The sequence below is a fragment of the Nocardia asteroides genome (genome assembly GCF_021183625.1).
Lineage (GTDB): Bacteria > Actinomycetota > Actinomycetes > Mycobacteriales > Mycobacteriaceae > Nocardia > Nocardia asteroides_A.
Genome location: NZ_CP089214.1, coordinates 2,896,059 through 2,921,511, shown reverse-complemented (window position 1 = coordinate 2,921,511; position 25,453 = coordinate 2,896,059). Strand labels below are relative to the sequence as shown.

Below are 25,453 nucleotides of genomic sequence, written 5' to 3'. Positions count from 1 at the left end.
CAGGCGCCTGCGGGGTTCGTCGGAGGCGGATCCCCTCGGCATCGGATGCCGGTTCAGCTTGTCCCGACAGCAGCCGATTCCGACGTGCTCCGGTGTGTACAGCCGCCCCCGTTACGGCAGCCCGGCAGGCAGCGCCTACTGGGCGACAATGCCCGGGCAGGGACATGAGCCCGCTGGGTTGAGCCCCTCGCGCTATTCCAGCGGCTCGAGCAGGGAACTCTTCCCCGCCTCCCACGCCTCCAGCAGCACCCGGTCCACATGCTCCTCGAGCAGATTCGTCACCTGGATCCCGAACACCACCGACTCGGTGAGCTCCGGCTCCTCGGCCACCAGCGGCGCGATCACCTGATGCCGCATCACCTGCTCGTGCACCGCATCCGCCTCGACATGCTCGGTGTAGAACCGCACGCACTCCGGCGCGGCTTCCAACCGCTCGAGCACGGAAACCATCCGCCGCGACCCGGGCGACGACGTGATCTCCACCGTCGCGAAGTGCCCGACCAGCGCCCCGCGCAACTCCCGATGCAGCCCGAACAGCGACATCATGTTCACCAGCGCCAGCATCGGCGCGGGTACCACGTCCAGGTAGTGCAGATACCCGTCATCCAACCCGGCGGCGGCCATCAGATCCGCGTAGAGCTTGGCGTGCACACGGTCAGCGTGCCCACCCCCGTACTCGTCGAACTCCACGGCCACCAGGGAAGCCTTCGACTGACCCCGCAATCGCGGAATCGCCCAGGCGTACGGATCCGCCTCTTTGTGGTGATAGATCGACCGATGCGTGAAGTACTCCCGCACATGCCACCACTCGGCCCGCTCCAGCAGGAAGGCCCCGACCCCGGCCGGCTCACCCGGCTGCACCAGCAGCGCGTTCAGCTCCGCATCCAGATCGTCCCCACCGGGCACATCGGCCCGCATAGCCGCCAGGAACCGGCGCTCCAACTCCGCACGGAAAGCGAGCAGCCCGGGATCCCACTCCCAGCCCGGCGCGACCCCTTCGAATCCCTGATAGTGCAGTTCGTAGAGGGTGTAGAGCGCGAGATGCAGATCGTCGCCGTACGGATCGACATCGCCGACGGGGACAGAAACGGGAGTTCCCGGCTCCGAGCGCAGCGCGGTGAGCACGGCATCGGAAAGAGCACCCCGAGCCCGCGGCAGGGCGAGACGGGTGCGAACGCTGGTCGTCATAGTGGCCGATTACCCCGATCCCGCAGCTCTACCGGACCCCGGAGCCCTTGTCCGCCCGCCCGCGCATCAGATCAGCGAGCCGCTGCAGCGACTCCCGATTGCGCGGCGCCAGCAGAAGTCCCTGGGCGAGGTCCGGCACCAGCACGCCGGGCCCCTTGACAGCCTTCTCCGCCATCTCGATGCGGGTCCGCCCCGGCCCCTCCTCGCGCAGCGTCAGCCGGATGTACGCGGCGCCGAACGGCCACAGCCGCGCCTCCAGCTCCAGCCGATACGGCCGCTGAACTGCGCGAACGGTGGTGTGGTCCTGCATGGTGAGCGGCCACGGCCCGACGCTGTGGTGAATGCGCGAACCGACCGCGGGCCATTCCGGGTCGACCGCCCGGATGTGCGAGGCGCCGACGACCCAGGACGAGTACAGCCATCCATCGGTCAATGTGGCGAACGCCTCGTCGATGGGTACTTCCACGGTGATACCGATCTCGATCACGGGGCCCGAGTGCCCGCGCCCGACCGGGCGAAACCGGCCGGAGTGGCTACCGGACCGAGTCGGGCGGTATGGGAAGGTGTGGCGCATGGCCGAGACAGCGAATATCGAGCAAGCGGACGTTCCGGAGCGCACCTTCTTCGGGCACCCGATCGGCTTGACGAACCTGTTCGGTGTCGAGCTGTGGGAGCGCTTCTCCTTCTACGGCATGCTCACCATTCTCGGCTACTACCTGTACTACTCGGTGACCGACGGCGGGCTCGGGCTCTCGCAGGACACCGGCGTCGGCATCGTCGGCGCCTACGGCGGCCTCGTCTACCTCTCCACGGTGCTCGGCGGATGGATCGCCGACCGGTTGCTGGGAATGGAGCGGACGGTCTTCTACGGCGGTGTCGTCGTGATGGCCGGGCACATCGCCCTCGCCCTGCTGCCGGGGCTGGCCGGGGTCGGCGTCGGGCTGGTGCTCGTTGCGCTCGGCAGCGGCGCGCTCAAGGCGAACGCCTCCTCGCTGCTCGGCACGCTCTACCCCAAGGGCGATGCCAGGGTGGACGGCGGTTTCACCCTCTTCTACCTCGGCATCAATATCGGCGCCTTCGTCGGCCCGCTGCTCACCGGGCTGCTGCAGCGCGAGTGGGGCTTCCACTACGGCTTCGGCGCCGCCGCGATCGGCATGGCGCTGGGCCTCACCCAGTACGTGGTCTTTCGCCGCAACCTCGGCACCGCGGGGCGCGAGGTGCCGAACCCGCTGCCGCGCGGAGCGATCGGGCCGATCGCCGGGGTGCTGATCGGGGTCGCCGTACTGGTCGCGGTGGTCTGGCTGCTCGGCTGGGTGCGGCTGAGCAACCTCGCCGACGTCACCACCGGCGTGATCGCCGTCGCCTCGGTGCTCTACTTCGCGATCATCCTGCGCAGCCCCAAGGTGACCCCGGTGGAGCGCACCCGGGTGCGCGCCTTCATCCCGCTGTTCATCGCCAACGCGGTGTTCTGGTCGCTGTTCCAGCAGATCTTCACGGTGCTCGCGGTGTACTCGGACGAGCGGATGAACTGGTCCATCTTCGGCTGGACCGCCCCCTCCAGCTGGATCGGCTCGGTGGAGCCGGTGTGGATCATCGCGCTCTCCCCGCTCTTCGCCCTGCTCTGGACCCGGCTCGGCAGCCGCGCGCCGGGCACCCCGCTCAAGTTCGCGCTCGGCGTGCTCGGCATGGGGCTCTCGTTCTGGCTGTTCCTGCTGTTCGCCGGGGGCGAGGGGCGTAGCACGCCCGCGGTGTTCGTGCTGCTCATCATGGCCGGGTTCGCCGTCTCCGAGCTGCTGATCTCGCCGATCGGGCTGGCCGTCACCACCCAGCTGGCGCCGGAGGCGTTCCGCGCGCAGATGATGGCGCTCTACTTCTTCTCGGTCGGCTTCGGCACCTCGATGGCGGGCGTGCTCGCGGGGTACTACGAGACCGATCGGGAATTCGCGTACTTCGGGCTGATCGGCGCGGTCGCCGTCGTCGCGGGGCTGATCATGGCCGCTCTCGCGCCGTGGGTGCGCAGGCACATGGAGGGCGTGCATTGATTCGAGGAACGGAGGCACCATGACCACGACCCGCACCGGCGGATTGTTCCGGACCAAATCGGTGGAGCAGTCCATCCGCGACACCGACGACCCCGACGCCAAGCTCCGCAGGGACCTGACCGCCTGGGACCTCACCGTCTTCGGCGTCGCCGTCGTTGTCGGCGCGGGCATCTTCACGCTGACCGCGCGCACCGCGGGCAATGTCGCCGGACCGTCGGTCTCGCTGGCCTTCGTCTTCGCCGCCGTCGCCTGCGGGCTGACCGCGCTCTGCTACGCCGAGTTCGCCTCCACCGTCCCGGTCGCGGGCAGCGCCTACACCTACTCCTACGCCACCTTCGGCGAGCTGGTCGCCTGGATCATCGGCTGGGACCTGATCCTGGAGTTCGCGCTCGCCGCCTCCGTGGTGGCCAAGGGGTGGTCGCAGTACCTGGGCGAGGTGTTCACCGGCATCGACCCGGTGCTGCACCTCGGGCCGGTCGAATTCGACTGGGGCGCCGTGATTCTGCTCGCGGTGCTGACGGTGCTGCTCGTCATCGGCACCAAGGTGTCGTCCCGGGTCTCGGCCGTCGCGGTGGCGATCAAGCTGGCCGTGATCGCGCTGGTGGTCGTGGTCGGGCTGACCTACTTCGACAGGGACAACCTCTCGCCCTACATCCCGCCGTCGCAGCCGGGCGAGGGCGAGGCGGGCTGGCACCAGTCGCTCTTCTCCTGGGTCACCGGCGCCGGGAGCAGCAACTTCGGCTGGTACGGGTTGCTCGCCGCGGCCAGCCTGGTGTTCTTCGCCTTCATCGGCTTCGACGTGGTCGCCACCACTGCCGAGGAGACCAAGGACCCGCAGCGCGCCGTCCCGCGCGGCATCCTCGGCTCGCTGGCCGTGGTGACCGTGCTGTATGTGGTGGTCTCACTGGTGCTCACCGGCATGGTGCCCTACACCGAGCTGGCGGGCGACGACTCCACGCTCGCCACCGCTTTCGCGCTGCAGGGCGCCGACTGGGCGCAGAAGGTGATCTCCATCGGCGCGCTGGCCGGCCTCACCACCGTGGTCATGGTGCTCTTCCTCGGCCAGACCCGGGTGCTCTTCGCGATGTCCCGCGACGGCCTCATGCCGCGCGGGCTCGCCAAGACCGGCCGCTTCGGCACCCCCGCCCGGCTCACCGTGCTGATCGGCGTCGTGTGCATGCTGCTGGCCGGCTTCGTCCAGTTCGGCACGCTGGAGGAGATGGTGAACATCGGAACGCTCTTCGCGTTCGTGCTGGTCTCCATCGGCGTGCTGGTGCTCCGCCGCACCCGGCCGGAGCTGGAGCGCGGCTTCCGGGTGCCGCTGGTGCCGTTCGTCCCGATCCTCGGCGTGCTCGCCTGCCTGTGGCTGATGGTCAACCTCTCGGTCGAGACCTGGGTGCGCTTCCTGCTCTGGATGGTGATCGGCCTGCTGGTGTATTTTGCCTACGGACGACGGCATTCCCTGCTCAATCGCACGGCGACATCGAGTCCCGCTTCGGAATAGAGGCATCATGCGAAACCTGTGGAGACGGCGCTCCCGCGAACCGCAGCCCGTCCCGCGCCGCCTCCCCGGGGTCACGCAGGTCAACGACTGGATCGACGCCGTCGCCGCCGGCCTCTGCGACCACCACCGGGAGCCGGAGGCCGCGGCCGCCCGCGCCTGCGACGCGCTCTTCACCGCCGCGACCGTCGCCGCCGTCATGGTCGAGCGCGGCAGGCCCTGCCCCGAGTACCGCGCCGTGCACCAGCGCTGCCTCACCGGCGCCATCGAGTTCATGAAGCTGCTCGGCGAGGACACCCTGCGCCGCCACCGCGTCCAGACCCGCACCCCGCTCGGCTGGGACGAACTCGGCCCCGCCGACGCCGTGACCATCGCCGAGCACCTCACCGGCCTCGGCGAAGCGCTCCAGATCGCTCTGTGCGCGCTGACCACCGACCCGCGCGTCAGCCCCGACCTGCGCGAGGTCGCCGACGTGTACGGCCTCCCCGCCGCCGCCGTCATCGTCGACTCCTGCTTCTTCATCCGCGCCGACCCCGCGATGTGAGTTCGGTATCGGACCCGGCGGTCGAATTCCGGTACAGGCGTACGGGTCCGGTACTCTTCTCCGGGGCGCCCCCATAGCCCAATTGGCAGAGGCAGCGGACTTAAAATCCGCACAGTGTCGGTTCGAGTCCGACTGGGGGCACCGCAGCTGAGCAGGTAGGCGCGGTGCTGTCCGCTCAGCAGGAGATCGAGCCGCCCGCCACCCCAGCACTGCCCCAGCACACGGGCTGGTCAGGGCCTATCCGGCGGGTCTTCGTCGCGGGTCTGTTCGGGCCACAGCACAGCGAGCGCCAGCACCGCCAGCGGCAGGCCGATAACGACCACCCATCCCACCGCGATCACGACCAGCTCGTCTGTTCCAGGTATGCCACGGCCATGGAGTACCGGGGGCAGCGATGCCCCGCGTGGATGGCCATGAGGTGGTGTGCGTGAGATCGACCCCGTAGCGGGTCCGTCCACTTGCACGCAGCTGGATAGATGTCCAGCCGTCGCAGCCCTGCGGCTACGCGACGCATCGTGCGCGAATCAGAAAGCCATTCCATCGAGTTCCCCTGCCACCCGCCCCGGCTCTGGCCCCTACCGCCACCGGGAGATGAATCCGCCTCCAGGGGCGGACGTTTGACGGGAAGCCTGGTGCGCACGGGCGCATCGAAGGGCTAGGTAGGGGATAGCGCCCTATCCTGGGAACATGAGCCCATCGCCTCACGCTGGACAGGCCATTGCGGCCGAGCGGAAGCTCGCGGGCTTGAGCCAGCGCCAACTCGCCACCCGCGCGAACTACAGCCTGGCGATGGTCAAGGCTGTGGAGCAGGGCCGCGAACCGGCCAGTCCGGCGTTCATCGCTGCCGCCGCGCGGGTGCTGCGCGTCGAGCCCGAGCGGCTCACTGGCACGCCGTACCGGGAAGTTCTCGCAGAAGACGGTCCCCTCGAGGGCATCGCCGAGCTGCGGGCGATTCTGTGCGAGGGCGAATACGTGCGGCCCGAGGAGCCCGGGACGATCGCGGACCTGCAAGCCTCCATGCAACGGATCAATGATGAGGACCGGAAGGGCAACAGCCGCAAGGCTTTAGCGAAGCTGCCCGCGCTGATTCGGAAGACCTACGGTGCGTTGCAGGAGACCGCAGATCCCGCCGCCTACGAGTTGCTGTGCAGCGCCTACAACGCGGCCGACCGGATGTGCAGGCGCTTCGGCTTCATGTCGCTGACGATCCCCGCGATCGACCGCTACGACTGGGCGGCGGCTCGCGGGAACGACCCTCTCGCTCCTGCCGTCGGCCAGGTGATGCGCACGCGGCTGCTGGTCTACCAAGACAGCACCGACCTCGCCCTCACCCTTGTCGACAAGGCGATCGCTGAGTCGCCCGGCGAGAGCGAAGGCGCGCTGTCGGTGGCAGGTGCTGCGCACCTGGCCGGGGCGGTGGCGGCGGCACGTGGGCTGCGGCTGGACACGGCCCACGATCACCTCGCGGAGGCGCGTGCCATCGGCCAGCGGCTCGGGCATGAGTCGCGGGCGTACGAGACGCTGTTCGGCCCGGCCAATACCGAGATTCACGCGGTCGGTGTCGAGTTGGAGGCGGGTGATCCGGGTCGAGCCGCTCGTGAAGGCTCCGCCTTGAAGCTGCCCAGGTCGCTCGCGAAGACCCGCGCCGGGCACCACTGGCAAGACGTGAGCCGCGCATGGCTGCTGACCGGCAAGCCGGACAAAGCGCTGGACGCGCTGAACCAGGCCCGCCGGATCGCGCCGCAACAGACTCGCCTGCACCCGGCCGTACGAGAGACCGTCCACGGCATCGCCGCCGCACAGCGCAGGCAGACGAGCAGCCTCACCGGGTTCGCTTCGTGGCTCGGGGTCCAGGTCTGATCTTCGGTGCGGAGTCGGACCGCCATGTTCCCGGTATCGCTCAGGCCCGCGATCGAGAGGCTGTGGGAGTACAACCGGCTGCGGCACGAGCAGCGGGTGACCGACGTGGGAATCGGTCTCGGCGGCCACGATCCGAGCGTCGCCGGCCATGCCGCGGAGCTGTATCACCGCGGCCTGATCCCGCTGATCGTCTTCACCGGAGCGACCTCGCCGGTCACCGCGGTCCGTTTCCCGCGCGGGGAGGCGGTGCACTATCGCGAGATCGTGCTGGCACTCGGTGTACCGGACGAGGTGATCCTGGTGGAGCCGGCGGCGACGAACACCGGGCAGAACATCGAGTTCTCTCGCGAGTTGCTCGCCGGGCGCGACATCCGATCGGTCACGCTGATCACGAAGCCGCAGCAGGCGCGGCGCGGCTACGCCACGTGCCGGAAGGTGTGGCCGGAGGTCGAGGTGGTGTGCTCGTTCACCGCGCTCCCTTTCGACGACTATGTCGAGTCGATCGGGGACACCGATCTGGTGCTCACCTCGCTCGTCGGGGAGACGCAGCGCGTGTGGACGTACGCAGAGCAAGGGTTCGCAATCGAGCAGGACGTGCCTGCCGACGTCAGGGACGCTTTCGCCACCCTGGTCGCGGCAGGTTACACAGATCGGCTCATCCGATGAGAGGAGAAAGTGATGTACGGACTCTGGCGCACCTGCCAGCACTTCGCGGAGGCGGATTCGATTCCGGACGCCACCGCATCCGCCGGGGACACGGTTCTGGCAGCGGCCCCCACCCTGCCGCGGCAGGGACGCAAGCAGCAGTTCCTCGCACGGCTCGATGGCCGCCGCTGGGAGGCGGTGGGATTCGTGGTGGACGGAAACCTGCGCGACACGTCGGCGGCGCAGTTGCGTAAGTACGAGGCGGTTCGTGCAGGGCACATGAAGTGGTCCAACGACAGTTACGCGCCGCTCCGCCCAGCGGACCACCCGCAGCGGACCGTGGACTTGGACGCGTAGGCCGAAACCGATCGGTTGATCGACTCGAACATATGTTCGCCAGGGTGTAGCGTCGTGCCATGCCTGAGCCATCCCCACTCGATCGGGCCGCCGAGGAGCTGCGGCAGACGCAGCGGCAATTGCTGGACGCGGCCGCGTTCGGCAAGCAGCTCTCGCCCGAGCAGTTGGAGCGGGCGGCGGGGCGGATCGGGGAGGCGCTGCGGGCCTATGCGGGGGTCGCGGCGGAGCCCGCGCGGCAGGTGTGTGATCGGCCGCGCAGGCACCGGTGATCAGCGCACGCCGGTGACCTGGGCGTAGGAGTCGGCGACCAGGAGGCCGGTGTGCTCGATCACGACCAGGACCGGAAGGGGATGGTCGAGGAGCGGGCGGATGCCCTGCTCCAGTCGATAGCGGAACTCGGCCGCGGCGGGGATTTCGCGCTCGGTGACCGCGCCGTTCTCGTCACGGTACGAGCGGTGCGGGGTGAGCAGCACGGAATCCGGGCCGCTCGGCGCCCAGCGGAACAGCACGCAATCGGACGAACCGGGCCTCGCGTACGCCACCGAACCCTCACCGTTCGGGCGGAACACCAGCTCTTCGTCCTGCATGGAGGAGTGGTACCCGTAGTCGGAACTCCAGGTACCGATGAGATCCTCGGTCACTCGGCGAGATGCTCCGCGGCCTTGGCGAAGTCGCTGCGCAACTTGTCCTCACGCTGGGCGCGGACGGCTTCGTCCTGGGTGAAGAGGGCCTGTTTGCTGGTGTGGTAGGTCGGGATGACGACGAGTTTGCTCGCGACCTCGGGGTGCTGCCGTTCGAAGCGGCGCCAGGCGGCTTGGGCGTCGAGGCCGTGGGCGAGGACGACCTTCAGCTTGGGGAGCAGGGCGATGACCTGTTCGAGGGGGGCGATGCCGCGGTCGATATCGGCGGTGGAGGGCTTGCGGCTGGTGTACCAGGGGTAGGCGTTCCAGGTGATGAGGTCGCCGATGCGGAGGCCGGAGGTTCGGAAGAACTCCAGGTAGCGTTCGGCGGCCTGGTCGTCGTTCTCCAGGGAGAGGAGGCCGCTGCTCTGCTGGCCGGAGCGGGTCTTGGGGCCCGGGTCGCGGAAGAGGGAGAGGACTCGGGCTTCGGTGCCGCCGTAGATGGGGGCGAGGTGGGGGATGGGTTCGCCGGTCTCCTCGGTGAGGCGGTCGACGAGGTGGTTGAAGGGGGCGATCGGGCCCTCGTAGCGGGCGGCGAGCTGTTCGTCGCGGTAGGTGTTGTCCGCCAGGCGGCGGGCGGTGAGGGTGCGCTCCTCCACCTTGGGGGCGGCGGTTTCGCGCGGGGTGGTGGACTTCGCGGCCGCGGTCTTCTTCGCGGGGGCCTTCTTTGCCGGTGCCTTGGTTGCTGCCTTGGCCGCGGTCTTCTTGGCCGGGGCGCTCGGGTCGGCCGTCTTCGCGGCCGCCTTCTTGCGCGGAGCCGCCTTCTTGGCTGGAGCGGTCGCGGGCTCGACCGCCGCGGGCGGCGTCGGCTCGGCCTGGGGTGTCGCGGTGGGTGCCGGGGCGGTTGCGTCCGAGGGAGCGTTGTCGGCTTCGGCCGCCGAAGCGACGGGGGTGCTCGGAGCCGCTACCTCGGGAGTGTCGCTCGCAGGCTCGGTCGCCGGGACGGAGCTGTCGGTCGATGCGATCTCGGCTTTCTCGATGGCAGCGGCAGGGGCAGCGCTCTCGGCGGAATCCGCCGGCGCGGCGGCGGGCGCAGCATCGGCCGATGTGACCTCGGCGGGCTTGGCCTCGACGGGCGCGGCCTCGGTGGCCTTGGCGGGCGTGACCTCGACGGGCTTGGCGTCGGCGGGCGTGGCCGCAGTAACCTCGACGGGCGTGGCGTCGGCGGACGCGGTGGTCTCGGTGGGGGTGGCGTCGGCGGGCGCGACCTCGGTGGTCTGAGCCGACGTGACATCGGCAGGCGCGGCCCTGTCCGCTTCGACATCCGCGGCATCAACGGCGACGGCGGCAGCCGGGGGTTCGGCGGTCTCGACCGCGCGCACGGGTGCGTCGGAGACCGCGGAATCGGTCGGCTCGACAACCGGTGCGTCGCTGACGGTCGAAGTGCCTGCGGAGCCCACGGCCGGCTCGGTACCCGCCGTACCCGCGGAATCGGCGACACCGTCCGCCGAAGAATCCTTCTTCCAGAACATCAAGGCCGCGATAGCGCGCTTGGTCACCCCGCGGGGCGCGTTCCTGCCGGTGGACATCGAGTGGGACTCCGTTTCAATTCGGCGGTTCGCGGTCGGTGACACCGACGGGGTATCCGCCTCGGTCAGCTAAGAAACCTGGTCGGTACGGACTACGAGGGTATCCCTGCCGGGGCCGGAATGAACCCCGACGCCAGGAATTCCCGGACATACCCGGCCAGAACTTCCCGGTCGACCGGTCGGCGGCGCACGCCGGTGCCCGACAGCATCGCCTGTGTGTGCTCGTCACGCCAGTCGAGATGCACCGGCAGCCCGGCGAAATCGGTGGTGAGCAGCGCGGCGCGGGTGAGGGTGTCGTCACCCGCTGCCTCGCGGAGCCGCGATTCTCGCTCCAGGGCGTCCCGCACGCGCTCCAGGGAGACGGTCTCGACCGGTACCCCCTGCTCCCGCAGAATGTCGTAGATCGCCGACACCGCAACGGGTTCCGGGTTCACCAGGTGGTAGACGGTCTCGGTGCCCGCGCGCCCGGCCATGGTGACGACGGCGTCGGCGACGTAGTCCACCGGCACCAGCGAAACCGCGGCGTCCCCGAGGTCGGGCGCCATGCCGAGGACGGCGGTGGCGCGCAACAGGTTCCACAGCGCGTCGGAGGTGCTGTTGATCCCGGCCGCTGCGGTGCCGCTGATGGTGCCTGGCCGGTAGACGCGGGCGGGCAGCCCGCGCTCGGCGGCCTTGCGGACCAGCTCCTCCGCCGTCCACTTGGACGCGATGTATCCGCTCGCGGGCAGCTCGTCGGCGGTGAGCCTGGTGTCCTCGGTGATCGGCCGGTCGGCGGCGCGGACGGCGGTGTTGATGGTGGAGACGAAGTGCAGTGGCTTGATCCGGCCGGTGCGGGCGAAGCGCAGCACCTCGCGGGTGCCTTCGACGTTGGCCGCGCGCAGCCTGGCGTACGGCTCGATGTGGTTCACCCGAGCCCCGTTGTGGTGCACCACGTCGATCTCGGCGGCGAGCCGCTCGTAGTCGGCGGGGGCGAGGCCGAGCCGCGGCGCGGCGAGGTCGCCGGGCACGGGCCGGACCCGTTCGAAGCCGTCCTCGCGCAGCCGGTACCGGCGCAGCGCGGCCAGCACCCGCTCCACGGCCTGCGCGTCGGAACCGGCCCGGACCAGGCAGTACACCGTGGCGGGGGTGCGGTCGAGGAGTGCGCGCAGGAGGTGTGCGCCGAGGAAGCCGGTGGCGCCGGTGAGCAGCACGGCGCGCGGGGTCATGGTGAACGGCGAGATGTCGTCGTCGAGCACGGCGTCGTCGGCGGGGCTCGCGGCGGCCGCGGTCTCGGCGCCGCCGATGTAGCCGGCCACGCCCGCGGCGGTCGGGTCGCCGAGCAGCGCCGCCATCGGCACCCGCCGCCCGAGATCCCTGGTCAGCCGCTGGTGCAGGGAGAAGGCGAGCAGCGAGGAGCCGCCGAGGTCGTAGAAGTCGTCGGTCACCCCGACCTCGGGCAGCCCGAGCACGTCGGCGAAGGCGGCGGCGACGGTGGCCTCCAGCGGGGTGCGCGGGACGACCAGCGAGCGGGAGGCGAAGACCGGGCTCGGCAGCGCCGCGCGGTCCAGCTTGCCGCTGGTGTTCACCGGCAGTTCGGCCAGCACGACAACGGCCGACGGCACCATGTACGAGGGCAGCGCGGCGCTGACGGCGGTGCGCAGCGCATCCGGGTCGAGCGCGGCGCCGGGCACTGGGACGACGTAGCCGACCAGGTGATCGCCGGTATCGCCGGTCTTCACCACCACCGCGGCCTGGCCGACCCCGGCCTGCGCGAGCAGCGCGGCCTCGATCTCGCCCAGCTCGATCCGGTGCCCGCGCAGCTTGACCTGGAAGTCGCTGCGGCCGAGGTAGTCGAGCGCGCCCTGCGGGCTCCAGCGCACCAGGTCGCCGGTGCGGTACATCCTGGTCCCGGCGTGGTCGTACGGGTTCGCGACGAACCGGTCCGCGCTCAGCGCCGCCCGGCCGTGGTAGCCGCGGGCCAGCTGCACCCCGGCCAGGTACAGCTCGCCGACGGCGCCGACCGGCACCGGGCAGAGCCGCGAATCGAGCACCAGCACCCGGGAATTCCACTCCGGGACGCCGATCGGCACCCGTACCGCGGCGTCGTCGGCCGGGCCGACCCGGTGCGCGGTGATGCTCACCGCGGCCTCGGTGGGGCCGTAGACATTGTGGATCCGGGCGGCGCTGCGCTGCGCGAAGGCGCGGGCGGTCTCCGGGGGCAGCGCCTCGCCGATGACGAAGATGTCGCGCAGCGTGCTCAGCTCGGCCGGTTCGCAGTGCGCGGCGAAGGCCGCCAGCATGGACGGGACGAAATCGGTGAGCGTGCAGCGGTATTCGGCGATCAGCCGGGAGAGCGCGCCGGGGTCGCGGTGCTCGTCCGGCCCGGCGAGCACCAGCGTCGCGCCGGAGCGCAGCGGCAGGAAGTGCCCCCAGAGCGAGACGTCGAAGGTGCCCGGCGTCTTCTGCAGGTAGACGTCGGCGGCGGTCACCCGGTACTCGTGCCGCATCCACTCGATCTGGTTGACGATGGCGCGGTGCGTGATCACCACGCCCTTCGGCTTGCCGGTCGAGCCCGAGGTGTAGATGAGGTAGGCGGGGTTGTCCGGGTGCAGCGGGGTCGGGCGCTCGGCGTCGGTGACCGGGGTTCCGGCGAAACCGGAGAGGTCGATGGTGTCGACCAGCTCGGCCGGGGCCGCGGTGAAGGCGTCCGAGCCGGTGGAGAGGATGCAGACCGGCTGGGCGGAGTCCAGCACGTAGCCGATCCGTTCGGCCGGGTGATCCGGGTCGATCGGCACCCACGCGCCACCGGCCTCGACCACCGCGCAGAGCGCGATGTACTGCGCGAGCGAGCGGCGCATGGCCACCGCGACGACCGCCTCCGGCCCGACCCCGCGCCCGATCAGCCAGCGCGCCAGCCTGCTCACCGCGCCGGACAGCTCCGCGTAGCCGAGCGACCCGCCCGCACCGGTCACCGCGAGGGCGGACGGGCTGGTCGCGGCGAACCGGTGCAGCGGCGCGAGCAGCGATTCCGTCGATACCGCCCGCACCGGCCCGGTCGACCAGGCGCGCAGCAGCCGCAGCTCGCCCGGCTCGATGACGTCGAGATCGCCGACCACCCGGCCGGGCTCGGCGGCGATCTGCTCCAGCAGCCGCAGGTAGCCGCCGACGAAGCGCTCCACAGTGGCGGCGTCGAAGAGGTCGGTGGCGTAGGTGAAGCGGACCACGATCGGCCCGGGCGCGCCGTCGTCGGTGCGCGACTCCACCACGGCGATGTGCAGGTCGGTCTTCGAGGTCCTTGTCTCCAGGTCGAACCCGGAGAACGCGACGCCCGCCATCGACATGCGCGCCTCGGAGAAGTTCTGGAAGGCGAAGCCGACCTGGTAGAGCGGGTGCCTGCCGGGCGAGCGGAGTGGGTCGACGGCATCGACCACGTGCTCGAACGGCACCTCCGAGTGCGCGAAGTTGACCAGGTCGCGCTCCCTGGTGCGGCCGAGCAGCGCGCCGAAGCTCTCGCCGGGGTCGACCCGGGTGCGCGAGACGGTGGTGTTGACGAACATGCCGACCACGTCGTCCAGCGCGGCCTCGGCCCGGTTCGTCATCGGCACCCCGATGGTCACGTCGGTGACGCCGGAGAGCCGGGCCATCAGCACCGCGAGCGCGGTGCGCATGACCATGAAGACGGTGGCGTTGTGGCGCCGCGCCACCGTGCGCAGCGCGCCGTGCAGCGCGGCCGAGGCCTCGCGCTGCACCGAGGCGCCGCGCAGCGAGGCCACGGCGGGGCGCGGGCGGTCGGCGGGCAGCTCGAGATCGTCCGGGATGCCGGCGAGCTCCCGCTTCCAGTAGGCGAGCTGGCGGGCGAGCGGGGACTCCGGGTCCTCGCGCGAGCCCAGCACCTCGCGCTGCCACAGTGAGTAGTCGGCGTACTGCACGGCAGGCGGCTTCCAGGCGGGCGGGGTGCCCGCGCTGCGCGCCGCGTAGGCCGCCGCGATGTCGCGGGCGAGCGGCGCCAGCGACGACCCGTCGGCGCAGATGTGGTGCATGGCACAGACGAGCACGTGCCGATCGCCGGTGCGAAGCAGCCCGACCCGGAGCGGCACCTCGCGCGCGACATCGAATCCGCGCCACAGGATTTCGTCCACCCAGGCGGCGACGGCGGGGGAGTCCGGCTCGGCGGTGGCCTCGTGCACCCGGAGCGCGGAGAGCGCCGCGTCGGCGTCGAGCACCACCTGGTGCGGGCCGTCGGCGTCGGCCGGGTACCTGGTGCGCAGCGATTCGTGCCGGATCACCGCGTCGGCGAAGGCGGCGTGCAGCGCCGGGACGTCGAGTGCGCCGGTCAGGGTGAGCGCGAAGCCGAGGTTGTCCACCGCGGAGGCGGTGTCGAACTGGTTGCGCAGCCAGAACCGCAGCTGCGCGGGGGAGAGCGGGATCCGGTCCGGCCGCGCCATCGGCAGCAGCGGCGGGCGGGCCGGGTCGAAGAGCTCGGTGCGCACCGCGACCGCGAGCCCGGCGACGGTCGGGTGGTCGAAGACCAGCCGCGGCGGCACCTGCGCGTCGAGCGCGTCGCCGAGCCGGGCCGCGACCTGGGTGGCGAGCAGCGAATTGCCGCCGACCACGAAGAAGTCGTCGTCGGCGCCGACCCGGGGCAGGCCGAGCACCGCGCGGAACGCCTGCGCCACCAGCTCCTCGCCCGCGCCGGAGGGCGGGCGGTAGGGCGACTCGTCCACCGGGCGGGCGCGCAGCGCGGTGCGGTCCGCCTTGCCGGAGGTGGTCAGCGGGATGCGGTCGAGCAGCGTGATCGAGTTCGGCACCATGTAGCGCGGCAGCACCCTGGCCACCGCGTCGGCCAGCGCCGCCGGATCGGGGGCGCTGCCCGGCTCCGGCTCGAGGTACGCGACCAGGGCGGTGTCGCCACCGGGCGAGCGCCGGTCGACGACCACCGCCGCGCGCACGCCGGGCTGCGCGCTCAGCGCGGCCTCGATCTCGCCGAGCTCGATCCGGAACCCGCGCACCTGCACCTGTCGGTCCAGCCGCCCCAGATACTCGAAATCACCGGTCCCGTTGCGCCGCACCAGGTCTCCGGTGCGGTAGAGCAGCGTGCCGTTCGCGTCGGCGACGAAGCGCTGCGCGGTGAGCGCGGGCCGCCCGCGGTAGCCGCGGGCCAGCCCGGGCCCGCCGAGGTAGAGCTCACCCGCCACGCCGACGCCGACCGGGCGCAGCTTGGTGTCCAGCACCCGGCACTGCACGCCGGGCAGCGCGGCGCCGATGGTCACCGGGGCGCCCGGCGTCATCGGGCCCGCGAGCGTTGCGGCGACGGTGGCCTCGGTCGGGCCGTAGGCGTTGAACAGGGCGGTGTGCGCCGCCCAGCGGTCGGCGAGCGCAGGGGGACACGGCTCGCCGCCGACCACGAGCACCCGCAGCGCGGGCACGCTCGCGGGGTCGAGCGTGGCCAGCGTGGACGGGGTGAGGAAGGCGTGCGTGACCCCGTGCCCGGCCAGCAGCGCGGCCAGGTCGCCGCCGCCGAGCACGGTGGGCGGCGCGATCACCATGGTCGCGGCGGCGCCGACGGCGAGCAGCAGCTCCAGGATCGAGGCGTCGAAGCTGGGCGAGGCGAAGTGCAGCGTGCGGGCCTCCGGCGTGAGGCCGAAACGGGTGACCTGTTCCACACAGAGCCCGGCGAGCCCGGCGTGCGTGACGGCGACGCCCTTGGGTTGCCCGGTGGATCCGGAGGTATAGATCACGTAGGCGGTATCGGAGGCCCGGAGCACGGTCGGGCGGTCCAGGTAGGAGATCGGGTCCGCGGCTTCGGCGGCGATCAGGCCGGTCGTCTCCGCGGTGTCGACGGTGAGCCAGGAGAGCCGGTCCGGCAGCGCCCCCGCGTGCGCCCGGTCGGTCACGCCGAGCAGCGCGCCGCAGTCCCGCACCTGGTAGTCGAGGCGCGCGGCGGGCAGCGCGGGGTCGATCGGCACGTAGGCGGCACCGGTCTTCGCCACCGCCCAGAGCGTCACGACGGCGTCGATCGAGCGCGGCAGCGCCACCGCGACGGCGGCCTCGGGGGCCGCGCCCCTGGCCAGCAGCACCCGGCCGAGCCGGGTGGAGCGGTCGTCGAGCGCGCGGTAGGTGAGCGAATCGTCCCCGCAGACCACCGCGACACCGTCCGGATTGCGCTCGGCGGCGGCGGCGAGCAGGGCGGCGAGCGTGGCCGCGCGGGCCGCGGGCGCCCGCTTGCCCCGGGCACGGCGCGAGGACGGTGGCGTGTGCCGGGTCCTGCTGGTCACGATGAACGTCCTGTCGAGCGAGGCCTAAACGGGCCGAATACTACGGCTGTCGACCACCGCCCGCTACTGCGTGCTTCCCGGTGCGGGAGTTTTCGCGCTGCTGAGAGCCTGCCGAGGCAGGGAGGAATTTCATAGCCATTTGATATGTAGCCAGAAATTCGCGGTACTTGTCGAGCTCTTTCCGAATGGACGCGCCGGGCACTGTTCGGGGCGTATTTCGTCAAGGGCGGGGGGAGTTTCGCGGCGCCGAGCGGGGGCATCCGGCGAATACGGCTCGACTGACGAAGGTGTGTGTGATGACCGAAGCGCAATGGGAGATCCCGCCGCTCGACGGCGCCCCCGATATCGCCCGCGGGCGGGGCGCCGGTTCGACGCTCGCGGACTCCAGGAACTGGGCGGGCTTCGGGCTGCTCGGCATCGGCGGCCTCGCCGCTGTGATCGCCGCGATCACCTCGCTCGGCGGCTGGTCGGAGGGCGCGCTGTTCCTCGTCGTCGTCGCCGTGGTCGCGGTGCTGACCGGCGCCGCCCTGATCTTCGAGCAGCGCAGGAAGCGGCAGCAGCGCGAGCGCAGCAGGAGGCTCAACAGCGAGGTGTGGCGGCAGACGGTGCCGCCGCGGGTCTGATCGTCAGCCCCGCAGGGCCCGCGCGGCGTCGATCCCGGCCTGCCGCGCGGTGACGATGTCCCTGGCCAGCGCCTGGGTCTCCGGGTCGATCCCCGCGGCCAGCTCCGACTGCGCCAGCGCGACCGCGCGGCCGTGGTGCTCGACCACCAGATCCAGCCACTGCCCGTCGAATTCCACGCCAGTCGCCGCCGCCACCGCCGCGATCCGCCCCGGGCCGAGCAGCGCGAGCTGCCCCGACCCTTCCATTCCGGTACCGGCCTGCTCGCCGAAACCGTCGAGCAGTGCGGTGATCCGAGCGCTCTCCGGCCCCCGGTCCTGCCGCAGCGTGACCGCCAGTTCACGAACCCGCTGATCCACTGCGCGATTCGCGGCCAGCCCGGCGATCTCCGCCGACTGCTCCTGCTGCGCGGCCATGCCCTGCAGGAACTCGACATCCCCGCGCTGGAGGCCGTTCCGCGCGGTGGTCGGGGCGGGAGCCGGGGCGGAATCGCCGCCACCGCAGCCGGTGGCGAGCAGCGCGGCCGCCGCGACGAACGCGGCCGCGAGCAGGCGGACGATGATCTTCACCCGGGGTACTGTGCTGCCTCCCCCGGCACCGGGGAACGGATCGGCGCCGCTCCGGCGGTGAAGATCAATGCCGGTCAGGAGGTCGCGATATCCACGATCAGCCGGGTCGGGTTGTTCGCTGTCCGCACCTCGAAGGCCGGTCGGTCACCGCGCACCCCGATGAAGGACTGGGTCTCGCCCTCGAACACGATGGTCCGGTAGACCCCCGTCACCCCCGGCGCCTCCGGGTCGCGCACGGGCTCGGAGTTGTCGAACGGGGTCACGCCGGTGTCGAAGGGGTACGCGGAGCCCAGGATTCGCACCTCGAGGACGGACCCGGCGTCCAGGTCGAGCACCGTTCCGCTGCCGTCCTGCACCACCCGGTCGGTGTACTCGACCACCCAGCCGGGCGTTCCGGTGCCGCCCAGGTCGTACACCACGCGCTCGAAGCCGGGGTGGTGGCCGATCCGGATACCGGTGACGGTGAGCATCGCGCCGCGGCTCTTGTCCCCGCGCTCGGGCTGCGCGTCGGCGGGGACCGGCTCGGGGGCGGCGCTCGACGGGGGCGCTTCGAGCGCGGTGCCGACCGAGCCGGGCGAGGGGGCAGGCTCCGCCGAGCCGCTGTTCGCACAGCCGGTGAGCACGGCGGCCGCGGCGAGAACCGTCAGCAGCATCGGGGTCCGCATCGGCCGATGGTAGGCCCGCGAGCGGGGCATTTCCGGGATTTGGGGGCGTGCCGCGGTTCGCGGGGGCGGGGTCGGTGCGACACGGGGGCAACGATCCAGCACACTTGAGAGCCGTGGGCGATGTGGACGACGTGCTGGGCCGGTTGCGCCGGTATCCGGATGTGGAGGCGGCGAACCTCTATGCCGTCGACGCCGCCGACCGCCTGCTGCTCGACGTGGCGGCGGATGCGCTCGCCGGCGCGGGCGCGGGCCAGGTCGCGGTGATCGACGACGGCTACGGCGCGCTCACCCTCGGCGCCGCCGTCTCCCACGACCTGCACGGCATCCGGGTGCACCAGGACGTGCTCACCGGGGAACTCGCGCTCGCCGCCAATGCCCGCGCGCTCGACCTCCCCGGGCGCTACCGCGCCCACCCGCTCGGCCCGTCGCTGCTCACCGGCGCCACCGTCGTGCTGCTCCGGCTGCCGCGCGGGCTGGCCGGGCTCGCCGAGATCGCCGACGCCATCGCCAGGTACGCCGACCCCGGTGTCCTCGTCTTCGCCGCGGGCCGGGACAAGTACCTGACCCCCGCCATGAACGAGGTGCTCGGCGAGACCTTCACCGAGGTGCGCGCCAGCCGGGGGCGGCAGAAGTCCCGCGCGCTGCTGGTCTCGGGGCCGAAGCCGGTGGGCGAGCCGCCCTTCCCGGTGCGCGAGCACCTGGCCGAGCTCGGGCTCGACGTGGTGGCGCACGGCGCCGCCTTCTCCGGCCCCAAACTCGACATCGGCACCCGCTTCCTGCTCCGGCACCTGGACCGGATGAAGCCGGACGCCCGCAACGCGATCGACCTGGGCTGCGGCACCGGCATCCTGGCGGTCGCGCTGGCCCGCTCGCGACAGCGGATCACCGTCACCGGCACCGACCAGTCCGCCGCTGCGGTGGCGTCGGCGGTGGCGACGGCGGCGGCCAACGGGGTGGCCGAGCGGGTGCGCGTCGTCCGCGACGACGCCATGGCCTCGCTGCCGCCCGCCAGCGCCGACCTGGTGCTCTGCAACCCGCCCTTCCACATCGGCGCGGCGGTGCACACCGGCTCCGCGATCAAGATGTTCACCGCGGCGGGCCGGGTGCTCCGGCCCGGCGGTGAGCTGTGGACCGTCTACAACAGCCACCTGAACCACCGCGGCGTGACGGCGCGGCTGGTCGGCCACACCGAGGTCATCGCCCGCAACCAGAAATTCACGGTGACTAGATCGGTACGTGGTTTGCGGGACGTAGAACGGTAGAGTCCGAATTGTCCGCTGACCGGGAACTGTTTCCGGGGGGCGGGCGTTGTACGGACCAGCAGTAGACGCGATCCGGACTCGAGAAAGGGATCCCTTGCGTACCTCCTCCAATCCAGTCTTCCGGCGCCTGCCTCGGCAGGAGGGAGTGGGCGGTTACGCGAACTTCGGTTCCGGCGTAGCCGGTGCCGGCCAGTTCGGCCAGCAGCAACAGCAGCAGCCGCACGGCCAGTACCCGCCGCAGCAGTACGGTGAGGCGCCGCAGTACCAGGCGCCGCAGGCCACCAGGTCGATGACGATCGACGACGTGGTGACCAAGACCGGCATCACCCTCGCGGTGCTCGCCGTCTCCGCCGTCATCTCCTACGCCCTGACCAACGCCAACACCTCGCTGGCGCCCGCCTTCGTGATCGGCGGCGGTCTCATCGGGCTGGTCCTGGTGCTGGTGGCGACCTTCGGCAACAAGATGGACAACCCGGCCATCGTGCTGTCCTACGCCGTGGCGGAGGGTGTCTTCCTCGGCGCGCTGTCCTTCATGTTCACCGACATCGAGTTCGGTGGCGCGGGCGGCAGTGCGCTGATCGGGCAGGCGGTGCTCGGCACCTTCGGCGTCTTCGCCGGCATGCTCGTCGTCTACAAGACCGGCGCCATCCGCGTGACGCCGCGCTTCACCCGGATGATCGTCGGCGCGCTGATCGGCGTCGTGGTGCTGGCGCTGGGCAACCTGGTCGCGAGCTTCTTCATCGACGGCGGCCTCGGCCTGCGGGACGGCGGCCCGATCGCCATCATCTTCAGCCTGGTCTGCATCGCGATCGCCGCGTTCAGCTTCCTGCTCGACTTCGACGCCGCGGATCAGCTGATCCGCGCGCAGGCGCCGGAGAAGGCGGCCTGGGGCGTTGCCTTCGGCCTGACCATCACCCTGGTCTGGCTCTACGTCGAGATCCTGCGGCTGCTGAGCTACTTCCAGAGCGACTAGTCACACCGACGTAAGCGGGGCGGTCACCGGTCGGTGACCGCCCCGCTTCGCGTTCTAACTCAGCTGAGCCGCTCGATGATGAGCGCCATGCCCTGGCCGCCGCCGACGCACATGGTCTCCAGCCCGAACTGCTTGTCGTGGGTCTGCAGGTTGTTGATCAGCGTGGTGGTGATCCGGGCGCCGGTCGAGCCGAACGGGTGGCCGAGCGCGATGGCGCCGCCGGAGACGTTCAGCCTGTCCTCGTCGATCTTCAGCTCACGGGCGGAGCCGAGGACCTGGACGGCGAAGGCCTCGTTGATCTCGACCAGGTCGATGTCGTCGATGGTCTTGCCCGCCAGCGCCAGCGCGCGCTTGACCGCCTCGATCGGGCCCAGCCCCATGATCTCCGGCGAGAGGCCGGAGACGCCGGTGGAGACGATGCGGGCCAGCGGGGTGAGGCCGAGTTCCTTGGCCTTGGTGTCGCTCATGATCACCAGGGCGGCGGCGCCGTCGTTGAGCGGGCAGCAGTTGCCCGCGGTGACGGTGCCGTCGGGGCGGAAGACCGGCTTGAGGCCGGAGACCGCCTCGTAGGTGACGCCCGCGCGCGGGCCGTCGTCGGTGCTGACCACGGTGCCGTCGGGCAGCGTGACCGGGGTGATCTCGCGCTCGAAGAAGCCCGCGGCGATGGCCTGCTCGGCGCGGTTCTGCGAGCGCACGCCCCAGCGGTCCTGCTCCTCGCGGGTGATGCCGGTGGAGGTGGCGACGTTCTCCGCGGTCTGGCCCATGGCGATGTAGACGTCGGGGATCAGCCCGTCCTCGCGCGGGTCGTGCCAGATCCCGGAGCCGCCCTCGGCGGTCTTCGCGGTGCGGGCCTGCGCCTCGGCGAAGACCCCGTTCTGGGTGTTGGGCCAGGAATCGGCGGAGCCGTTCACGTACCGGGAGACGGTCTCCACGCCCGCGGAGATGAAGACGTCGCCCTCGCCCGCCTTGATGGCGTGGAACGCCATCCGGGTGGACTGCAGCGAGGAGGCGCAGTAGCGGTGCACGGTGGTGCCGGGCAGGGTGTCGTAGCCCAGCTGGACCGCGACCACGCGGCCGATGTTGAAGCCCTGCTCGCCGCCGGGGGAGCCGCAGCCGACGATCAGGTCGTCGATCGTGGCCGGGTCGAGGGCGGGCACCTTGTCGAGCGCGGCGCGCACGACCTGGGTCGTGAGATCGTCCGGCCGCAGCTCCGCCAGCGAGCCCTTGCGGGCCCGCCCGATCGGGGAGCGCGCGGTCGAAACGATGACGGCCTCTGGCATGAGGACTCCTTTGTCGTGGTGCGAATTCGGTTACTCGCCGGTAAGAAATCTACGTGGCACGGGCTCGGTCCGGAAGGCGTCGCGCGCCGGGCGCCGCCGCGTCCGGCGCCTCGGCCTGGTGCAGCAGCCCGGCCTCGACGCCGAGCGCGGTCAGCAGCGCGGGCAGCAGGTGCTCGGCGGCCAGCGCGTAGCCGGCGGCCGAGGGGTGGAAGCCGTCGGCGGCGAAGAGCAGCTCGGGAGCCTCGCGGAACCGCGGCGCCAGCAGGTTGCCCATCGGGACCGGGTGGCCGCCCGCGGCGCGGGTGGCCGCGGTCTGGGCCCTGGCCAGGCGGATACTCCAGTTCTCCACCACCGCGCGCAGCGGCTGCGCGATCGCGGTGACGATGCCGAGGTTCGGGCAGGTGCCGACCACGACGACGCTGTCCGCCGCGCGCAGCCGGGTCACCGCGGCACTGAGCCTGGCAGCCGAGGCGCGGATCGAGTGCTTCTTGGTGACGTCGTTCGCGCCGACCAGGATGACGGCGGCGTCCGGCGGCGGGCCTGCCACGAACATGGCGTCCACCTGGCCGGCCAGCCCCTTGGAGGTGGCGCCGGAGATGGCCTTGGTACTCAGCCGGATGCGCCTGCCGGTCGCCTCGGCCAAGCCGCGGGCCAGCCGGACGCCTGGCACCTCCTCGGCGCTCAACGCGCCGAGCCCGGCGGCGGTGGAGTCGCCGAAGATCATCAGGTGCAGGTCGAACTCGCGGCCCGCGCGCCAGCGCTGCGGCGGCTCGCCGCCGGGGGCGTAGATGCCGTCGGCCTCGGGCGGCTTGGAGCTGTCCCGGCCGATCACGCCGCGCGCCGCGCCCGCCTGCGCCATGAGCATGCGGTACCCGAACCACCAGGCCGTGCCTGCACCGGAACCGGCGAGCACCGCGCCCGCTCCCGTCGCGGCGGCGGTACGCCAACCCATGCGAGGTACACCCACGTTTGTGCATTCTACAAACCGGGCGGCCCGAGCGGTGGCGCCGATGCCGTTCCGGGGAACGGTCAGCCCGCGACGTCGAAGGTGCCGCGGGCGGGGACGCTCGCGTTGTCGGTGGTCACGGTGACCTCGATCCGCCCCGGCCCGGTGTCCTGGAACAGGGCGTACTGGATGCTGCCGTAGATCCCGGTGACCACCAGGTTCTCGTAGACCCCGGTCGCGCCGCTGTTCAGGTTGCGCCACGCGATCGTGGTGCGGACCTCGCAGAGCGGGGCGAACGGGTAGATGCCGGGGCCGACCCCGGAGACCGGCTCGGCCCGCATGTTCAGGATCGCCCGGCCCGGATACTGCGGGCTGGTGTCGGCCCAGGTGCGCACGCTGGTCCAGCACAGCCCGCCGCGCGCCAGCGTCGGCACCTGCGGGAACTCGACGGTGGCCGCGGCGGCCTGCGCCCCGGCCCCGAGCGTCGTCGCCACGGCCGCCCCGGCCAGGACGGTGGCGGCACGGGCGATGGTGAGCTTCCTCATGCCGTCCGATCCTAGGGGCTCGGGGCGGCGCGGGCGCGGAGCGGAACGCGGAGAGGCACGGCCCGGCGGCTTCTGCAACGATGGAGCTATGCGCATCGCGGAGCACGTCGTCGACCTGATCGGCAATACCCCGCTGGTCCGGCTGAACTCGGTGGTGGGGCCGAACGCCGGGCTGGTGGCGGCCAAGATCGAGTACCTGAACCCGGGCGGCAGCTCGAAGGACCGGATCGCGGTCAGGATGATCGAGGCCGCCGAGCACTCCGGCGAGTTGCGCCCCGGCGGCACCATCGTGGAGCCGACGTCGGGGAACACCGGGGTCGGGCTGGCGCTGGTGGCGCAGCAGCGCGGCTACAAGTGCGTCTTCGTCTGCCCGGACAAGGTGAGCGAGGACAAGCGCAACGTGCTGCGCGCGTACGGCGCCGAGGTCGTGGTCTGCCCGACCGCCGTCGCGCCGGAGCACCCGGACAGCTACTACAGCGTCTCGGATCGGCTGGTCCGCGAGATCGACGGCGCCTGGAAACCGGACCAGTACTCCAATCCCGGTGGGCCGCAGAGCCACTACGAGACCACCGGCCCGGAGATCTGGGCCGACACCGAGGGGAAGATCACGCACTTCGTCGCCGGTGTCGGCACCGGCGGCACCATCACCGGCGCAGGCCGCTACCTCAAGGAGGTCTCCGAGGGGCGGGTCAAGGTGATCGGCGCCGACCCGGAGGGTTCGGTGTACTCCGGCGGCACCGGGCGGCCGTACCTGGTCGAGGGCGTCGGCGAGGACTTCTGGCCGTCGGCCTACGACCCGGAGGTCGCGGACGAGATCATCGCGGTCTCCGACGCCGACTCCTTCGACATGACGCGGCGGCTGGCCCGCGAGGAGGGGCTGCTGGTCGGCGGCTCCTGCGGCATGGCCGTCGTGGCCGCGATCGAGGTGGCGCGGCGCGACCCGGACGCCGTCGTGGTGGTGCTGCTGCCGGACGGCGGCCGCGGCTACCTCTCCAAGATCTTCAACGACCAGTGGATGAGCTCCTACGGCTTCCTGCGCGAGCGGCTGGACGGCGGGGCCGAGCCGTTCGTCGGCGACGTGCTGCGCGGCAAGTCCGGTGAGCTGCCCGACCTGGTGCACACGCACCCGTCGGAGACCCTGCGCGACGCCATCGAGATCCTGCGCGAGTACGGCGTCTCGCAGATGCCGGTGGTCGGCGCCGAGCCGCCGGTGATGGCGGGCGAGGTGGCGGGCAGCGTCTCCGAGCGCGACCTGCTCTCCGCGGTGTTCGAGGGGCGTGCGCACCTCACCGACTCGGTGGCCGAGCACATGAGCGCCTCGTTCCCGCTGATCGGCGCGGGCGAGCCGATCTCGGCCGCCACCAAGGCGCTGTCCGAGACCGACGCGCTGATGGTGGTCGAGGAGGGCAAGCCGGTCGGCGTCATCACCAGGCACGACCTGCTCGGGTTCCTCAGCGTCGGTGCGATCGGCAAGTAGGGGTCAGCGGCTGCTCGCGGTGCTGCGCTCCGGCAGGTAGCCCGCGACCAGGTCGCTCCACTCGTCGGCGAGGGTGGCGAGCCGGTACCAGGCGGCGTGCACCCTGGTCTCGGCCACCTTGTCGCAGCTGTGCAGGAGGTGCCCGGCGTGCACGTGCGCCGCGGCCATCCGGTCCAGCAGCGCGCCGAGCGAGACGCCGCGCACCCGAGCGGGCCGGGCGGCGCTGGTCCAGCGGTCCACGGCGGCGACGAGTTCGGCTCGGCGGCAGTCGATTCCGGCCGCGGCCAGCGGATCGATATGCCGCTGCCGGTGCAGCTCGGCGAGCAGCGCGGCCGATCGGATCACCGGGTCGTCGCCCGCTTCGGCGGGAGAAGCGAAGGCGGTTAAGAGTTCTCGGCGGTCCGGGAGTTCAGCATCGCGCATCGGGGGCTCCCGGCGTAGCGGGAAGAGGGAACGGCAGTGTGCACATGGTGCACCTCCTGGAACGACCGGTGGAGCGTGGTCGTTCCAGGATG

At 71.6% G+C, this 25,453-nt stretch carries 22 protein-coding genes and 1 tRNA gene; 12 read left to right on the top strand and 11 right to left on the bottom strand.

Annotated features, from left to right (window positions below; genetic code table 11):
- Positions 1-192: 192 nt before the first annotated feature.
- On the bottom strand, positions 193-1,188 hold the full coding sequence (locus LTT61_RS14090; RefSeq protein WP_233020409.1) for an iron-containing redox enzyme family protein: 996 nt from the start codon (positions 1,186-1,188) through the stop codon (positions 193-195).
- Positions 1,189-1,216: 28 nt separating this feature from the next.
- Positions 1,217-1,675, bottom strand: coding sequence for an SRPBCC family protein (locus LTT61_RS14085; protein ID WP_233020408.1), 459 nt, complete (start codon positions 1,673-1,675; stop codon positions 1,217-1,219).
- An 85-nt stretch (positions 1,676-1,760) separates the two neighbouring features.
- Between LTT61_RS14085 and LTT61_RS14080 the strand changes: the two genes are divergently transcribed.
- The 8 genes from LTT61_RS14080 to LTT61_RS14045 all read left to right on the top strand — a co-directional run bounded on the left by LTT61_RS14080 (position 1,761) and on the right by LTT61_RS14045 (position 8,406).
- Entirely contained in the window at positions 1,761-3,230 is a 1,470-nt protein-coding gene (locus tag LTT61_RS14080; protein ID WP_233020407.1) for a peptide MFS transporter, read from the top strand.
- A 19-nt stretch (positions 3,231-3,249) separates the two neighbouring features.
- Positions 3,250-4,734, top strand: a complete 1,485-nt coding sequence (locus tag LTT61_RS14075) for an amino acid permease (RefSeq protein WP_233020406.1) — start codon at positions 3,250-3,252, stop codon at positions 4,732-4,734.
- Positions 4,735-4,741: 7 nt separating this feature from the next.
- A complete protein-coding gene (locus tag LTT61_RS14070) occupies positions 4,742-5,275 on the top strand; it encodes a hypothetical protein (protein ID WP_233020405.1) in 534 nt (177 codons plus the stop codon).
- Positions 5,276-5,342: 67 nt separating this feature from the next.
- Positions 5,343-5,416 (top strand) — tRNA-Leu (locus LTT61_RS14065).
- Between the two features lie 546 nt (positions 5,417-5,962).
- Positions 5,963-7,135: a helix-turn-helix domain-containing protein gene (locus LTT61_RS14060; protein ID WP_233020404.1), complete on the top strand. Its 1,173-nt coding sequence runs from the start codon at positions 5,963-5,965 to the stop codon at positions 7,133-7,135.
- A 96-nt stretch (positions 7,136-7,231) separates the two neighbouring features.
- Positions 7,232-7,801, top strand: coding sequence for a YdcF family protein (locus tag LTT61_RS14055; protein WP_233020403.1), 570 nt, complete (start codon positions 7,232-7,234; stop codon positions 7,799-7,801).
- Positions 7,802-7,813: 12 nt separating this feature from the next.
- Complete coding sequence (locus LTT61_RS14050) at positions 7,814-8,137, top strand: hypothetical protein (protein ID WP_233020402.1); 324 nt, start codon at positions 7,814-7,816, stop codon at positions 8,135-8,137.
- 59 nt (positions 8,138-8,196) lie between these two features.
- Positions 8,197-8,406 (top strand): DUF6374 family protein, encoded by a 210-nt coding sequence (locus tag LTT61_RS14045; protein WP_233020401.1) that lies wholly within the window; start codon positions 8,197-8,199, stop codon positions 8,404-8,406.
- Here LTT61_RS14045 and LTT61_RS14040 read toward each other — a convergent pair whose 3' ends face one another.
- From LTT61_RS14040 to LTT61_RS14030, 3 genes are read right to left on the bottom strand one after another with little or no spacing between them, the layout of a single operon-like run.
- Positions 8,407-8,778: a hypothetical protein gene (locus tag LTT61_RS14040; RefSeq protein ID WP_233020400.1), complete on the bottom strand. Its 372-nt coding sequence runs from the start codon at positions 8,776-8,778 to the stop codon at positions 8,407-8,409.
- The gene (locus LTT61_RS14035) at positions 8,775-10,391 is read right to left on the bottom strand and encodes a uracil-DNA glycosylase (protein WP_233020399.1); all 1,617 of its coding nucleotides are present in this window, start codon (positions 10,389-10,391) and stop codon (positions 8,775-8,777) included. The genes LTT61_RS14040 and LTT61_RS14035 overlap by 4 nt, the downstream gene beginning before the upstream one ends.
- Positions 10,392-10,438: 47 nt before the next feature.
- The gene (locus tag LTT61_RS14030) at positions 10,439-16,600 is read right to left on the bottom strand and encodes a non-ribosomal peptide synthetase (protein ID WP_233020398.1); all 6,162 of its coding nucleotides are present in this window, start codon (positions 16,598-16,600) and stop codon (positions 10,439-10,441) included.
- Positions 16,601-16,896: 296 nt separating this feature from the next.
- Here LTT61_RS14030 and LTT61_RS14025 point away from each other — a divergent pair, with 296 nt between their 5' ends.
- Positions 16,897-17,223: a hypothetical protein gene (locus tag LTT61_RS14025; RefSeq protein WP_233020397.1), complete on the top strand. Its 327-nt coding sequence runs from the start codon at positions 16,897-16,899 to the stop codon at positions 17,221-17,223.
- 3 nt (positions 17,224-17,226) lie between these two features.
- Here LTT61_RS14025 and LTT61_RS14020 read toward each other — a convergent pair whose 3' ends face one another.
- Positions 17,227-17,790: a DUF305 domain-containing protein gene (locus LTT61_RS14020; protein ID WP_233020396.1), complete on the bottom strand. Its 564-nt coding sequence runs from the start codon at positions 17,788-17,790 to the stop codon at positions 17,227-17,229.
- 74 nt (positions 17,791-17,864) lie between these two features.
- Entirely contained in the window at positions 17,865-18,455 is a 591-nt protein-coding gene (locus tag LTT61_RS14015; RefSeq protein ID WP_233020395.1) for an AMIN-like domain-containing (lipo)protein, read from the bottom strand.
- Positions 18,456-18,568: 113 nt separating this feature from the next.
- On the opposite strand from LTT61_RS14015, the gene LTT61_RS14010 reads away from it, so the two are divergent.
- Both LTT61_RS14010 and LTT61_RS14005 read left to right on the top strand, forming a co-directional pair.
- Positions 18,569-19,717: a class I SAM-dependent methyltransferase gene (locus LTT61_RS14010; RefSeq protein ID WP_233020394.1), complete on the top strand. Its 1,149-nt coding sequence runs from the start codon at positions 18,569-18,571 to the stop codon at positions 19,715-19,717.
- Between the two features lie 94 nt (positions 19,718-19,811).
- Positions 19,812-20,690, top strand: a complete 879-nt coding sequence (locus LTT61_RS14005) for a Bax inhibitor-1/YccA family membrane protein (protein ID WP_233020393.1) — start codon at positions 19,812-19,814, stop codon at positions 20,688-20,690.
- Between the two features lie 59 nt (positions 20,691-20,749).
- Here LTT61_RS14005 and LTT61_RS14000 read toward each other — a convergent pair whose 3' ends face one another.
- The 3 genes from LTT61_RS14000 to LTT61_RS13990 all read right to left on the bottom strand — a co-directional run bounded on the left by LTT61_RS14000 (position 20,750) and on the right by LTT61_RS13990 (position 23,461).
- Positions 20,750-21,970 (bottom strand): acetyl-CoA C-acetyltransferase, encoded by a 1,221-nt coding sequence (locus LTT61_RS14000; protein ID WP_233020392.1) that lies wholly within the window; start codon positions 21,968-21,970, stop codon positions 20,750-20,752.
- Between the two features lie 49 nt (positions 21,971-22,019).
- Positions 22,020-22,922: an SGNH/GDSL hydrolase family protein gene (locus LTT61_RS13995; RefSeq protein WP_233021009.1), complete on the bottom strand. Its 903-nt coding sequence runs from the start codon at positions 22,920-22,922 to the stop codon at positions 22,020-22,022.
- 77 nt (positions 22,923-22,999) lie between these two features.
- Positions 23,000-23,461, bottom strand: coding sequence for a hypothetical protein (locus LTT61_RS13990; protein WP_233020391.1), 462 nt, complete (start codon positions 23,459-23,461; stop codon positions 23,000-23,002).
- Positions 23,462-23,549: 88 nt separating this feature from the next.
- On the opposite strand from LTT61_RS13990, the gene LTT61_RS13985 reads away from it, so the two are divergent.
- Positions 23,550-24,938 (top strand): cystathionine beta-synthase, encoded by a 1,389-nt coding sequence (locus LTT61_RS13985; RefSeq protein WP_233020390.1) that lies wholly within the window; start codon positions 23,550-23,552, stop codon positions 24,936-24,938.
- A gap of 3 nt (positions 24,939-24,941) precedes the next feature.
- Here LTT61_RS13985 and LTT61_RS13980 read toward each other — a convergent pair whose 3' ends face one another.
- Positions 24,942-25,361: a DUF4254 domain-containing protein gene (locus LTT61_RS13980; protein ID WP_233020389.1), complete on the bottom strand. Its 420-nt coding sequence runs from the start codon at positions 25,359-25,361 to the stop codon at positions 24,942-24,944.
- Between the last annotated feature and the right edge of the window lie 92 nt (positions 25,362-25,453).